Origin of the sequence: Xenorhabdus littoralis (assembly GCF_033949345.1) — a bacterium.
Taxonomy (GTDB): Bacteria; Pseudomonadota; Gammaproteobacteria; order Enterobacterales; family Enterobacteriaceae; genus Xenorhabdus; species Xenorhabdus littoralis.
Genome location: NZ_VCDP01000025.1, coordinates 17316 through 31794, shown reverse-complemented (window position 1 = coordinate 31794; position 14479 = coordinate 17316). Strand labels below are relative to the sequence as shown.

Annotated in this window: 13 protein-coding genes and 1 pseudogene; 9 read left to right on the top strand and 5 right to left on the bottom strand. The window is 43.8% G+C overall.

Annotated features, from left to right (window positions below; genetic code table 11):
- Positions 1-112 precede the first annotated feature (112 nt).
- On the top strand, positions 113-1309 hold the full coding sequence (gene nhaA, locus FE394_RS07235; protein ID WP_319925724.1) for a Na+/H+ antiporter NhaA: 1197 nt from the start codon (positions 113-115) through the stop codon (positions 1307-1309).
- A gap of 190 nt (positions 1310-1499) precedes the next feature.
- On the top strand, positions 1500-2426 hold the full coding sequence (nhaR, locus tag FE394_RS07230; RefSeq protein WP_319925723.1) for a transcriptional activator NhaR: 927 nt from the start codon (positions 1500-1502) through the stop codon (positions 2424-2426).
- 117 nt (positions 2427-2543) lie between these two features.
- On the opposite strand, the gene rpsT is transcribed toward nhaR, so the two are convergent.
- A complete protein-coding gene (gene rpsT, locus FE394_RS07225) occupies positions 2544-2804 on the bottom strand; it encodes a 30S ribosomal protein S20 (RefSeq protein ID WP_319925722.1) in 261 nt (86 codons plus the stop codon).
- A 348-nt stretch (positions 2805-3152) separates the two neighbouring features.
- Here rpsT and ribF point away from each other — a divergent pair, with 348 nt between their 5' ends.
- From ribF to ispH, 5 genes are all read left to right on the top strand, one after another.
- Complete coding sequence (ribF, locus tag FE394_RS07220; RefSeq protein WP_319925721.1) at positions 3153-4097, top strand: bifunctional riboflavin kinase/FAD synthetase; 945 nt, start codon at positions 3153-3155, stop codon at positions 4095-4097.
- 91 nt (positions 4098-4188) lie between these two features.
- Positions 4189-7002, top strand: a complete 2814-nt coding sequence (gene ileS, locus FE394_RS07215; protein ID WP_319925720.1) for an isoleucine--tRNA ligase — start codon at positions 4189-4191, stop codon at positions 7000-7002.
- The gene (lspA, locus tag FE394_RS07210) at positions 7002-7508 is read left to right on the top strand and encodes a signal peptidase II (protein WP_319925719.1); all 507 of its coding nucleotides are present in this window, start codon (positions 7002-7004) and stop codon (positions 7506-7508) included. Before ileS ends, lspA begins: the two co-directional genes overlap by 1 nt.
- A gap of 159 nt (positions 7509-7667) precedes the next feature.
- A complete protein-coding gene (gene fkpB, locus FE394_RS07205; RefSeq protein WP_319925718.1) occupies positions 7668-8138 on the top strand; it encodes an FKBP-type peptidyl-prolyl cis-trans isomerase in 471 nt (156 codons plus the stop codon).
- On the top strand, positions 8119-9072 hold the full coding sequence (gene ispH, locus FE394_RS07200; protein WP_319925717.1) for a 4-hydroxy-3-methylbut-2-enyl diphosphate reductase: 954 nt from the start codon (positions 8119-8121) through the stop codon (positions 9070-9072). The genes fkpB and ispH overlap by 20 nt, the downstream gene beginning before the upstream one ends.
- Before the next feature lie 848 nt (positions 9073-9920).
- Here ispH and FE394_RS07195 read toward each other — a convergent pair.
- The 4 genes from FE394_RS07195 to FE394_RS07180 form a co-directional block, all read right to left on the bottom strand.
- Positions 9921-10088, bottom strand: coding sequence for a hypothetical protein (locus tag FE394_RS07195; protein WP_319925716.1), 168 nt, complete (start codon positions 10086-10088; stop codon positions 9921-9923).
- A 69-nt stretch (positions 10089-10157) separates the two neighbouring features.
- On the bottom strand, positions 10158-10469 hold the full coding sequence (locus tag FE394_RS07190; RefSeq protein ID WP_319925715.1) for an AzlD domain-containing protein: 312 nt from the start codon (positions 10467-10469) through the stop codon (positions 10158-10160).
- Positions 10466-11158, bottom strand: a complete 693-nt coding sequence (locus tag FE394_RS07185) for an AzlC family ABC transporter permease (RefSeq protein WP_319925889.1) — start codon at positions 11156-11158, stop codon at positions 10466-10468. Before FE394_RS07185 ends, FE394_RS07190 begins: the two co-directional genes overlap by 4 nt.
- 188 nt (positions 11159-11346) lie before the next feature.
- Complete coding sequence (locus tag FE394_RS07180; protein ID WP_319925714.1) at positions 11347-12192, bottom strand: AraC family transcriptional regulator; 846 nt, start codon at positions 12190-12192, stop codon at positions 11347-11349.
- Positions 12193-12459: 267 nt separating this feature from the next.
- Here FE394_RS07180 and FE394_RS07175 point away from each other — a divergent pair.
- A pseudogene (locus FE394_RS07175) lies at positions 12460-12897 on the top strand (helix-turn-helix domain-containing protein); the annotation flags it as partial.
- Between the two features lie 359 nt (positions 12898-13256).
- Positions 13257-14468 (top strand): MFS transporter, encoded by a 1212-nt coding sequence (locus FE394_RS07170; protein WP_319925713.1) that lies wholly within the window; start codon positions 13257-13259, stop codon positions 14466-14468.
- The last annotated feature ends 11 nt before the right edge of the window (positions 14469-14479 follow it).

The following is a 14479-nucleotide window of genomic DNA, read 5'->3' as shown; positions in this document are numbered from 1 at the left end:
AAAATGAAATAATTCGAAAATAACGACAAAAACAGCACATATAACCTGATTTTTCCGATATCATAATTGTCATAACATCAGTACTTCGATCAATATCATAGGTTATCTATTCATGACTGCAATCATTCGCCAATTTTTGAAATTAGAGGCAGCAGGTGGAATTCTTCTCATCATTGCAGCCATTACTGCGCTGATTATGGCGAACACACCATTACAAGGTATTTATCATCAATTTCTCAATCTTCCTGTTGCAGTGCAATTCGCAGCACTGGAAATCAATAAACCATTATTGCTATGGATAAATGACGGATTAATGGCCGTGTTTTTCCTGATTGTCGGGCTGGAAGTGAAACGTGAACTCATGGAAGGCTCACTTGCAGGTCGTGACAAAGCAGTTTTTCCTGCCATTGCTGCGCTTGGAGGAATGCTGGCTCCTGCACTGGTCTATTTGCTGTTTAATGGCAGTGATGATATCACGCGGCAAGGCTGGGCAATTCCCGCAGCAACGGATATCGCCTTTGCGCTTGGGATTATGGCTTTATTGGGAAAACGCGTTCCCACCGCATTAAAAGTATTTTTGCTTGCGTTGGCAATCATTGATGACTTAGGTGTAATTGTCATTATCGCCTTGTTCTACACCAAAACAGTTTCTTTGGGAGCACTTGGCCTCGCCGCAGCCATGATCGCACTTCTGGTTTGGATGAACTGGAAAGGGATAGCCAAAACATCCGCTTATCTGGCTGTTGGTGCTGTTTTGTGGATTTGTATCTTAAAATCTGGTGTTCATGCCACACTGGCGGGCGTGATCGTCGGGTTTTTGATCCCTTTACGCGACAAAAAGGGGAATTCACCTTCAGAAGCGTTGGAACATGAACTTCATCCGTGGGTAGCATATTTGATTCTGCCATTATTTGCTTTCGCCAATGCGGGTGTCTCATTGCAAGGTGTCACATTGGATGGCTTAACAGGTTTATTGCCTGTAGGCATTGCACTTGGCCTGTTTATTGGCAAGCCTCTGGGTATTTTCTTGTTTAGCTGGATTTCGGTGAAACTGGGAATCGCTAAGTTACCGGAAAAAATTAGCATGAAACAAATCTTCGCCGTTTCCGTACTCTGTGGGATCGGTTTTACCATGTCTATCTTTATCTCTGGTCTGGCATTTGAAGGTCTGGATGACGCTTTCGGTACTTATTCCCGCTTGGGCATATTAATTGGCTCTACAACTGCCGCTATCGTCGGTTATGGATTATTAAGCATACTATTACCGAAGAAAAAACGTAGCCAAACGCAAATGAATAGATTAATTTAAGCACAGAATCATAAGTAATTTCCGAATTAATTCACCCCCTTAGTATTTGTGGTACAACATCTATAACGGTTGTGCCACGAAATTTTATATCAATAAAAAATTAGGAGAACGCCACAATCTGGCGGCCTGAAATATATGGTCACAGCTATTTTTATACCGATATGTTATGTGGCAAGACAAGGATTAAAATATGCGGGTTTCACATTTAAACTTTAACCACCTTTATTATTTTTGGCATGTTTGCAAAGAAGGCTCTGTTGTAGGTGCAGCAGAAGCGCTATACCTGACGCCACAGACTATTACCGGACAAATTAAGGCACTGGAAGAACGTCTGGATGGAAAATTATTCAAGCGGAAAGGCAGGGGCTTAGTGCCCTCTGAGTTGGGACAACTTATTTTTCGTTATGCAGATAAAATGTTTACCCTCAGTCAGGAAATGTTGGATATCGTCACCTATAGCCGGGAATCAAACCTGTTGTTTGATGTAGGCGTCGCTGATGCCCTGTCCAAAAGTTTAGTCAGCAAAGTGCTGGAAACGACTGTTGTGGAACATGAAAAAATCCATTTGCGCTGTTTTGAATCAACGCATGAAATGCTGCTTGAGCAACTCAGCCAGCATAAACTGGATATGATCCTGTCCGATTGTCCGGTCGATTCTTCACAACAAGAAGGGTTGTTCTCAGTGAAACTGGGCGAATGCAACATCAGTTTTTACTGTCGCCAGCCTATCCCCGAAAAGCCGTTTCCTGAATGTTTAGAAGAACGCCGTTTGCTGATCCCGGGTCGCCGTTCAATGCTGGGCAGAAAACTGCTGACATGGATACACAATAAAAATCTTCAGGTTGAAGTGCTTGGGGAGTTTGATGATGCCGCTTTGATGAAAGCCTTTGGTATGTATCACAATGCCATTTTCATCGCGCCTTCTTTCTATGCCAATGACATTTTTGCTGATACCGATATTGTTGAAATAGGCCGATTAGATGCCGTACAGGAAGAATATTACGTCATCTTTGCAGAGCGAATGATCCAACATCCGGCGGTTCAAAGAGTGTGCAACAAGGATTTTTCTGCTTTATTCAGCGCACCGTCCAAAAGCAGCCCTGAAAAATCACGTTAAAACTCGTGTTAAAACTCGAGTTAAAACAATGAGGTTAAGCTCGTCGGCTTATAAAAGATTCAGATACAAAAAAACCGGCTTAAAGCCGGTTTTTTTCAGCATAACCAAAACAAATAATTACATTGCTTTGATTTGTGCTGCCAGAGCAGATTTATGACGTGCTGCTTTATTCTTGTGGATCAGACCCTTGCAGGCTTGACGATCAACAATTGGTTGCAGGTCATTGAATGCTTTCTGTGCTGCTTCTTTATCGCCAGAAGCGATAGCCATGTATACTTTCTTGATAAAAGTACGCACCATAGAACGACGGCTTGCGTTGTGCTGACGACGTTTCTCAGACTGTACGGCGCGTTTCTTAGCTGATTTGATATTAGCCAAGGTCCAACTCCCAAATATATTCTATCGAGGACAATTCAAAGGCCGAGAAATATGCCTGTTCAGCCTTCTTTTGTCAATGGATTTGTGCAAATAAGCGCCGCTGTACGACGACGCTGTTTACGTTGTGATGGGGCAGGATTTTATCAGCTTACTGAAAGGGAATACAGTCTTTCGCAATAAAAAACTGAATGAATCACAGAGAAATGCGATAAATTAAATATTTTTCGGGCATATAGCCTATTTTTATTGTATGAATCAGGTTATTAATTAAAACCCTTTGTGATCGTGGGTTAACCTTGTGCGTTGTACAAGGTATAATCCGGCAATTTTCACGGTATTGAGCCAGCTATGGAGCTAATTCGCGGTATACACAATATCCGGGCGCGTCACCATGGTTGCGTGCTGACGATTGGTAATTTTGATGGTGTCCATCGCGGGCATCAGGCTTTATTAAAACATTTGAAGCAAGAAGGGCTGCGTCTCGGATTACCGACGATGGTCATGATTTTCGAACCGCAGCCTCTGGAAGTATTTGTTGCCGATAAAGCGCCAGCCCGCCTGACACGGCTAAGAGATAAAATAAAATATCTGGCCCGAAATGACGTTGATTATCTGTTGTGTGTGAAATTTGATAAGTATTTTTCAGCCAACTCACCTGAAGCCTTTGTTTCACAGTTGCTCGTTGAAAAACTGGGTGTTAAGTTTCTGGCAATAGGGGATGATTTCCGTTTTGGCAAAAATCGCCTCGGAGATTTCCACTATTTGCAACAAGCAGGTAAGCAATACAATTTTGATGTCGCCAGCACAGACAGCTTTTGTGACAGTGGTCTTCGGATCAGCAGTACAGCCATTCGTCAGGCATTGCAAAGTGATGATCTGGCTCTGGCAGAAATATTACTGGGGCATCCCTACAGCATAAGCGGCAGAGTCGTTCACGGGAATCAATTGGGACGCACCATCGGGTTTCCCACAGCCAACTTACCGTTGAAACGTCTGGTTACACCTGTTAAGGGTGTTTATGCTGTTGAAGTCCACGGATTGGGCGATAAACCCTTGCCGGGGGTTGCGAATATAGGCAACCGCCCTACTGTTGCTGGTCAAGGCCAGCAACTTGAAGTGCATTTGATTGATGCCCAAATGGATCTGTATGGGCGTCATATTGATGTGGTGTTACGCAAAAAATTGCGTGATGAGCAGCGATTTGCTTCGCTTGATGCGCTTAAACAGCAAATCGCAAATGATGTGGTTGCCGCAAGAAATTATCTCTTGCTGCGATCCGAGTCATATATCTGATATCCAACAAATTTTAAATTGCAGCGCAGCCAACAAAGCTGCAACTTGAAAGATGAAGGATATAGCGGAAAATTGGAACTGAGAATCTATAATGAGTGACTACAAAGACACCCTGAATTTACCGGAAACAGGGTTCCCCATGCGCGGGGATTTAGCCAAGCGCGAACCAGATATGTTGAAACGTTGGTACAAGGAAGGTTTGTATCAGGCAATTAGAAAAGCAAAATCTGGCAAGAAAACGTTTATTTTGCATGATGGCCCCCCTTATGCGAACGGCGATATTCATATTGGTCACTCAGTTAATAAAATTCTCAAAGATATTGTTGTTAAGTCCAAAGGGTTATCAGGCTACGATTCGCCTTATATTCCCGGTTGGGACTGCCACGGTTTGCCAATTGAGCTCAAAGTTGAGCAGATTATCGGTAAGCCGGGGGAAAAATTTTCCGCCGCTGAATTCCGTGCTGAGTGTCGCAAATATGCGATGACTCAAGTCGAAACACAGAAAGCGGGTTTCAAACGTCTGGGTGTACTGGGCGATTGGGACAAACCTTATCTGACGATGGATTTCAAAACAGAAGCAGACATCATTCGTGCTCTGGGCCGCATTATCAATAATGGTCATTTACTGAAAGGCGTGAAACCCGTTCACTGGTGTACTGACTGTGGCTCCTCCCTCGCAGAAGCGGAGGTGGAATATTACGACAAGGCCTCCCCTTCCATTGACGTGAGCTTCGCTGCCGTTGATGCAGACGCCGTGTACGCTAAATTTGATGTACAGCCACAAGGACTGCCGGTTTCTCTGGTTATCTGGACAACCACCCCGTGGACATTGCCTGCCAACCGTGCAATTGCGTTAGGGGCAGAAATCACCTACCAATTGGTTAAAATTGACAATGAATGCCTGATTCTGGCGGCTGAACTGGTCGAGCAGGTGATGCAACGTGCAGGTATCACGTCATGGGCAGTCGTGAGTGATTGTACCGGTGCCGATCTGGAACTGATGCGTTTCAACCATCCATTTATGGGCTACGACATTCCTGCCATCCTCGGTGATCACGTTACACTTGAAGCAGGTACAGGCGCAGTGCATACCGCTGGCGGTCATGGCCCGGACGATTACTCCATCAGTCTGAAATACGGCCTTGAAATCGCTAATCCAGTTGGCCCGAATGGCTGCTTCATCTCTGGTACATATCCTTCACTGGATGGTCAGTTTGTTTTCAAAGCGAACGATATCATTGTTGAGCTGTTGAAAGAAAAAAGTGCACTGCTGAGTCTGCACAAGATCCAGCACAGCTATCCTTGCTGCTGGCGCCACAAAAAACCAATCATTTTCCGTGCAACACCTCAGTGGTTCATCAGCATGGATAAAAATGGTCTGCGTGAACAGTCCCTGAAAGAGATCAAAGATGTTCAGTGGATACCGGGTTGGGGACAAGCCCGTATTGAATCAATGGTAGAAAACCGTCCTGACTGGTGTATTTCCCGCCAGCGTACATGGGGCGTACCGATGTCTCTGTTTATTCATAAAGAGACACAAGAGCCACATCCACGCACTGTCGAATTGATCGAAGAAGTCGCTAAGCGAGTTGAAGCCGATGGCATTCAGGCATGGTGGGATCTGGACGCAACCGAACTGCTGGGCGATGAAGCAGCCGATTACGTTAAAGCACCAGATACACTGGACGTCTGGTTTGATTCAGGAAGTACCCATTCTTCCGTTGTCGACGCCCGCCCGGAATTCCACGGCAATTCTGCCGATATCTATATGGAAGGTTCTGACCAGCATCGTGGTTGGTTCATGTCCTCACTGATGCTGTCTACCGCAATCAAAGGTAAAGCACCTTATCGCCAAGTGCTGACTCATGGTTTCACCGTTGATGAACAAGGTCGTAAAATGTCCAAGTCCATCGGCAACACCGTCAGCCCACAGGATGTCATGAACAAGCTGGGTGCGGATATTCTGCGTTTATGGGTCGCTTCCACTGATTATAGTGGTGAAATCGCGGTTTCTGACGAGATCCTGAAACGCTCCGCTGATGCTTACCGCCGTATCCGTAACACTGCTCGCTTCCTGCTGGCAAACCTGAATGGTTTCAACCCAGAACAGCATAGGGTAAAAGCAGAAGACATGGTGACTCTGGATCGCTGGGCAGTGGGTCGTGCTCAGGCGGCACAAGCGGATATCCTCAAATTCTATGACGAATATGATTTCCACTCTGTGGTTCAGCGTTTAATGCAATTCTGTTCCGTGGAGATGGGTTCTTTCTATCTGGATATCATCAAAGATCGCCAGTACACCGCAAAAGGTGACAGTCTTGCCCGCCGTAGCTGCCAGACTGCGTTATTCCATATCGCAGAAGCGCTAGTTCGTTGGATGGCTCCAATCCTGTCGTTCACTGCGGACGAAATCTGGAATGAACTGCCGGGTGAACGTGCTAAATATGTCTTTACCGAAGAGTGGTATGAAGGACTGTTTGGTCTGGCAGATGGCGAAGATATGAACGATACTTTCTGGGCTGATCTGCTGGCAGTACGTGGTGAAGTCAACAAAGTTCTGGAACAGGCCCGTACTGATAAACATATCCGTAGTTCACTGGAAGCCGCTGTCACACTCTATACAGATGAAGCACTGGCAGAAAAACTCAACAAACTGTCTGACGAATTGCGGTTTGTCCTGTTGACCTCTCAGGCCGACGTAGCTGCGTATGCAACTGCGGGTGACGATGCGCAACAAAGCGAGATTGCTGGCCTGAAAATTTCCTTCCGCAAAGCAGACGGAGAGAAATGTCCGCGTTGCTGGCACTATGCTAAAAATGTGGGTCTGGTGGCGGAACATGCAGAACTTTGCGGCCGCTGTGTGATTAACGTTGCCGGTAACGGTGAAGAGCGTAAATTTGCCTGATGAATAAACCCATTTGTTCCACCGGACTTCGCTGGCTTTGGCTGGTTGTCGTGGTATTAATATTGGATTTAGGCAGCAAGTACTTAGTATTGCAGAACTTCTCGCTGTACGAATCCATCCCGTTGATACCTTATTTCAATCTGACTTATGCCCAGAACCTGGGGGCTGCTTTCAGCTTTCTGGCAGATAAAGGTGGCTGGCAGCGTTGGTTCTTTGCACTGGTTGCAACTATTATCACCGTTGTACTTCTGGTGATGATGTATCGCTCCAGCGCCAAGCAAAAACTGAGTAATATCGCCTACGCTTTAGTGATTGGTGGGGCATTGGGAAACTTGTTCGATCGGCTGGTACATGGTTTTGTTGTCGATTTCATCGATTTTTACGTCGGGGAATGGCACTGGCCAATCTTTAATATCGCAGATTCAGCGATCTGCATCGGGGCAGCTCTTATTATCATAGAGAGTTTCATCAGCCCGAATGATAAAAAAGACGTACTGAAAACATAACTGTGCCAAAAAAACAGTCATTCAAAGAATGATAATAAACCAGCCCCGGTTAGTCATAACCTACTGAACCTGCCGGGGCTGATAATTTCATCTATGCCCAATAGATTTCAAGATAACGGGTATACGTGCAATCATTTTTAAGCAAAAGGTCTGAGCAACATGTCGATGCAGGTGCAAGCGCATAGTGCTGTTTTATTACACTTCACATTAAAGCTGGATGATGGCTCAACAGCGGACTCGACTTACAGTCAAGGCAAACCGGCATTATTCCGCCTTGGTGATGGTAGTCTCTCAACCCCACTGGAACAGCAACTTCTTGGATTGAAAGTCGGAGATAAACATCAATTCACGCTGGCTGGAGAAACTATTTTCGGCAAACACAATCCTGATTTAGTGCAGTACTTTACTCCACGTGATTTCGCCGATGCCGGGACTCCGGAAGTAGGAACTATCATGTTATTTACAGCCATAAACGGCAGTGAAATGCCCGGATTGGTCAAAGAAGTCGCCGAAGGCTCCATCACTGTTGATTTTAACCATCCACTGGCTGAACAAAACATCACTTTTGATATTGAAGTGTTGGAAATTGACCCTCAGTTGGAGGAAATCCATGCAAATATTGCTGGCTAACCCTCGTGGTTTCTGTGCTGGTGTCGATCGTGCCATCAGTATTGTAGAACGTGCATTAGAATTGTACGGTGCTCCCATCTATGTTCGTCATGAAGTCGTGCATAACCGCTATGTAGTCGATAATCTGAGAGAACGTGGCGCTATTTTCATTGAAGAAATCGCTGAAGTCCCTGATGGTGCTATTCTGATTTTTTCTGCGCACGGTGTTTCCCAAGCCATTCGTGCGGAAGCCCGCAGCCGTGATTTAACCATGCTGTTTGATGCTACCTGCCCGCTGGTGACTAAAGTCCATATGGAAGTAGCAAGGGCAAGCCGAAAAGGTAAAGAAGCCATTCTGATTGGTCACGCTGGTCATCCCGAAGTGGAAGGTACAATGGGGCAATACAATAACCCTGAAGGCGGCATGTATTTGGTGGAATCACCAGAAGATGTGTGGAAACTGCAAGTAAAAGATGAAAGCAATCTCTGCTTCATGACTCAGACAACACTTTCTGTTGATGACACATCAGCAGTGATCGATGCGCTCAATGCCCGTTTTCCAAAAATTGTCGGTCCGCGTAAAGATGATATTTGCTATGCCACCACCAACCGTCAGGAAGCCGTTCGTGATTTAGCTGCAGGAGCTGACGTGGTTTTAGTCGTTGGTTCTAAAAATTCATCAAACTCAAATCGCTTGGCTGAACTGGCACAGCGCGTAGGGAAACCTGCTTATTTAATTGATTCTGCGGATGATATCCAAGAAGAGTGGATTAAAGATATGAGTGCCATCGGTGTAACGGCGGGTGCATCAGCACCGGATATTTTGGTACAGCAAGTGATTGAGCGCCTGAAAACGTTTGGTGCAAAAACAGTTAACGAACTGCATGGTCGCGAAGAAAATATTGTTTTCGAAGTACCGAAAGAGTTGCGGGTTGAAGTGAAAGAGATTAATTAACTTCAGAAAAACTTAAAGCAGCAGTTTTCAAATAATCTAGATTCACGCTCGGCTTTTTCAGATTGACAGGTGTAAGTCTTCAATCCTGACACGAGTCACACCAAAAAGCCGAGTACACTACGATATAATTTATTTATCGCACATTCTATTAATAAAACACAACAACTTCGAATACCACTATGAGTTACCACAGAATCGACGTAAGGTCATTGAGGATAAGATTTCTTTTTAGAATGAAGCTGTAAAGCTCCTACAGGAACACCTCGGAAATAAGCAACTAAAAACAGACACTTTTCTTCTGAGTTTTGTTCATTATAGAATTTCGCGTAATTCAATGTACATTTAAAAATATTAGATGAGGAATCATATCTATTATTCCAATTTAGTTGAATTAATATTCTCAGGTATTCGAAAATTCCCCCTGATTGTATTAAATAAACTCAATTGCGATAACCCATCGAAAACTCAAATAACTTTTGATTCATGAATACCTTGCAGAACACGTTACTCCGCAACATCCCCATGCTCTAAAAAATCACAGTTGCATTTACCTTGGGGAAGAACCCAGTGATTCACGTTGGAAATTTAGTCAGGGCAGCAAAATTGCCACCGTCAATATTCATCGATTGGAACTTTAAAGCCAACTACACAGGTGAGCTTTAGATACTCTATCCTCCAACACGGCATCTACCACCAAAACTCAGGGTGTTCATTGAGTACCTGGCCAAATGCCTCCGTAAAGAAGCCGCCTCGAATAAAATAATGGCTAAAGACCATTCCTCCAATCATTATGAATTGCCGGAGGCGGGAGAGTAATTCACCCGCCTTTAGTCAATATCTATGAAAATTCAATTTATGATAAAAATTTCTATTTCTGACTCTGGGAATTTTGCTTCTTCTAAAATGGTTACCATACCGTCAGTGACCCAACATGCTATCATTTCATCAGATGTATTTTTTATAGGTTGGATATATTTTTCAATTTCGTATCTAGTCATTTCTATTTTTACTTTCATATTTAACTCCAAATAAATAAAATATAATTTGTTATTAAATTACTTCATTAAATCAACCTTTATCTCTATCTATAAATAAATAGATAAGATATAAAAACCCATTAGACTAACAATAACGCAAACAACAATATTACGAATAAAAAAAGCAAATACAGTAGTGAGTAATGCTCCCCATAAATATGGATTATTGGATAGCTCTCTTAATTCTCCTTGCTCCATTAATATAATAGGTCCGCATATTGCGATAAGTAAGCAAGGTGCGGAATAGTTAAGTGATTCATTTAATACATTTGGTAATTTTACCGGCATTCTAGGTTCCAAAAAAACATATCTATTAAAAAACACAATACCGGCTAAAATAAAAATCAATGTCCAACTCATGTTGACTCCTTGGCTAATCTGGCAATAAATACAGAGAAGAACATTCCACTAACCCCTGCAATAATAACAGCCCCTTCAACATGAAAATAAGATAACAACATAGATAAAGCTAATGAAAAACAGACTCCCAAAAGCACGCTAAGCTTCTTAATCATAGGCACAACAATAGTTATGAAAGTCGCTACAATAGAAAAATCCAGATGATATTTTGCAAGATCGGGAATAGAAGAAGCCATAAAAATTCCCAACAAACTAAAAAAATTCCAGCATATATAAAAATATAACCCAGCCCCAATCAAATAACCGGGCGTTAAAGTCTGTTTTTTTTCCTTAGCACAACTGAGAGCAAATAATTCATCTGTTAGTAAAAATCCGATTGGCAATCGATAACGAACTTTTAATACAGACACATATTCACGCAAAGTTAACCCATATAGAAAATGTTGCACAGTGATAAAAAAAACCGAAATAATAATGGTAAATACACTCGCTCCAGATGCCAATAATCCCAGTATGACTAATTGTGCTGCTCCTGCAAATAGGATGGCAGACATACCAATACTCTGGCCTATAGTCAGTCCTGATTGCACCGCTACAGAACCCGCTAATATTCCCCAAGGGATAACTGATAAGCAGAGTGGCAACATATTATACACACCAGACCAAAACCCTTTCCAAGGAGAAGCCATTGGTTGAATATCAGCATTCGAATCGGAGAACGATTTTTCCATAACTCAATCTACATCAATAAGGTGAAAGATAATCATTGTGGAATTAGCTTACGGATAGGTTATGTCAGAGTATTGAATAAAATTGCGGTGAAATAGTTTATTGATTTCCTAATAAAAATATTTAGTAGAGAAATGTTTTAAAGGAGTTAATAAGATTTTCGTAAGGAGCGTACAAACACACCAGGTGTAATACCTAAAGCATTTTTAAAATGGCGATTGAAGTTACTCTGATCGGAGAAACCGCAACGAATGGCAACATTCAATATGGAATTTCCCTCAGTTAATAACCTTCGAGCCATACGTAAACGAGCTAAAATCAAATAAACATGAGGAGTCACACCTACAGTTTTTTTGAATTGTCGCAAAAAGTGCCATGGACTCAATTGTACCATGTCAGCTAACTGATTGAGGGATATATCATTTTCAGGATAGGAATCAATATATTCTTTAGTCAGAAATATCTGTTTTTCAGCATTAGACAGCTCTTGCTCAGGAATATAGGTTTGACCATATCGCCTTATCAGCCAAGCAAGTGAAGAGAACAGCATAGTTTCTTTAAACAAGGCATTGCCATTCTGAGCCAAGAGATTAAACGTCATGCGCAGTTGCTCGGATAACCCCGGATCATGCACAACAGCAGAGGGAAACCAAGGGATTGAGCCGTTTGCATATTGAAAATCTCGTGACAACGAGCGCAGTAATTCAGGTGATGGGTATATTGCCTGATACGACCACCCCGTTTGTACGGCTGAAGAGCCTGTATGAATTTCATCTGCATTGACTAGAATAATATCGCCTTTAGGAGCGATATGCTCTGTTCCTGTCCGATGAAAACGCTGGGCTCCTTCTTCTATCACACCGATGCAAAAGGCTTCATGAACATGACGGGAAAATACTTGATTACAGTATCTTGCCTTGAGCATCTCCAGCCCATTAAATTCTTTCAGATGAAAAAAGTGAGTACTTTCTTTTATATTTTCCTGCTGAGCCATAAATAACCACCTAATTATAAATTGAAATTTATTTCTTATCTTGAGTGGCCCTTGGTAAAACAGTTCCCTATTTTTGTATAAAATTGCTCGTCCGATTTAAGTAAACGTATTTTATAATTTATTGTCAAGTTCTGGAATTTAACGATACATATAATAATATTGAACAATCAAATCTGATATACCCAACATTTTGGAATTCATTGGGTATATACCTCTCGTCATTGAAGATGCTTGATTTATCGGTTAAATCTCATCATGCTAACGAACATGAAAATTCATCTGACTTCAACCCAAAAAGAATCCCTTGAATTGTTGCATGATACCACTCGTGACGGACGAGTTCGTGATCGCATCAAAGCTGTCCTTTTGGCCTCTGAAGGCTGGACTGCTCAGATGATTGCTCAAGCGCTGCGTATTCACGAAACCACGGTGAATAGTCATCTCGCGGATTATTTTAGTCAGAAAAATCTGGCACCTAAAAATGGCGGCTCTGAAAGTCATTTGTCTGCCGAACAATCCACCGAACTCATTGATTATCTGACGGAGAATTTGTTGCACACTTCGCGCCAGATTGTAGATTATGTCCGGGCGAGTTGGCAGATAATGTTCACGCTTCTCGGGATAACTAAATGGCTTCATCGGCAAGGGTTCAGTTACAAGAAGGCCAAAGGCTTTCCTCATAAATTCAATACGGATAAACAACGGGCAAACTTGTTCACCGGTTAAATGATAATTTTCAAATTTTAAAACCTGCATCTTCAAGTTAATTGGATATATTACCTGATTTGGTGATTAGTTCTGTTTCTATTCCAAGCAGGCATGTATCTATGATGGAGGACGTTAGTAACCGAAAGCACTTGGCTGAAGCATTCAATCAAGCGCTTTTGTAAGAGGCGATGATTGAGTGTTACGCTCATCTACATGCAAGTGGGGTTGTTACAAATGCTGTAACTACCTCACTTGCTCGCTTAAATGCACCATTCAGTCGCTGGTAAACCACCCCCAAAAGTTTGTATCGCGTGCAGCGGGTACTCATCAGCGTCAAATTATAAACCGGAGAAACCATGGCTAATCCCTACCGCGAACTTCTCACAACCCCCGGCGTCATGGGATTAGTGATCGCGAGTTCCATTGCCCGTCTGCCACAGGCAATGATCGGCATCGGCATCATTACCATGTTGGTACAGCAGACAGGTCTTTATTGGCTGGCTGGCTCTGTCGCCGGCACATTTACCTTGGCGAATGCACTTATCAGCCCACAAGTATCGAAACTCGTTGATCAGCGGGGCCAGAGTCGGGTTCTACCCTTTGTAACCACCTTCAGTATTGGTATGTTGCTGGCGCTGATAATTGCTGTCTATATGAGGGCTCCGACCCTGTTGCTTTTTATTCTTGCGTCATTGGCGGGCACGATGCCAAGCATGCCCGCCATGATAAGAGCACGCTGGACGCAACTTTTCCGTGGCAAGTCGCAATTACACACGGCCTTCTCCCTAGACACTGTTCTAACTGAACTCGTTTTTATTATCGGCCCACCACTCGCCATCGGTCTGAGCACCAGTTTCTTCGCCGAAGCCGGACCTCTTGTTGCCGTTTTGCTGCTGGTCATCGGCGTGACGGCATTTCTTCTGCAGCGGCAAACAGAACCGAAGGTCGTCGTGGGCATTAGGAGGAACGCAAGCTCGACCTTACTTATCCCCGGCGTTCGTACCATCGTTCTGGCGCTCCTGGCGATGGGTGTAATTGGTGGATCAATCGATGTGGCTGTGGTTGCCTTCGCTAATGCACAGGGCTGGCCAGCGTCTGCCAGCTTCATCCTGGCAGCTTATGCGCTCGGCTCAATGGTCGCGGGTCTAACGTTTGGGGCGTTAAAGATTTCCTTACCGATTGAAAAACAGTTTTTCGTTGGGGTACTGGTAACGGCAGTCACAGCCGTATTGCCCATTTTCTCACCGGATGTCTACATTCTTTCTGGAATGCTTTTTATAGCAGGTATGTCATTTGCCCCAACGATGGTCGTCGTCATGAATCTAGGTACGTTCATTGTTCCACCGTCCAGGATCACCGAAGGACTCACGTGGATGACTACTGGCATCAGCATCGGCGTAGCACTCGGTGCCGTACTTGCGGGCCTGGTCATCGACGTCTATGGCGCGCGGGCAGGGTTCGGTGTAGCCATTGCCTCCGGGTTGGTCATGGTGGTGATCGTGCTTTTGGGACTGCGTACACTTCGTTCCTCGTCAGCGGTTTGTGCCGAGCCGACCTTCCAGGGATAACCGCGATTCGG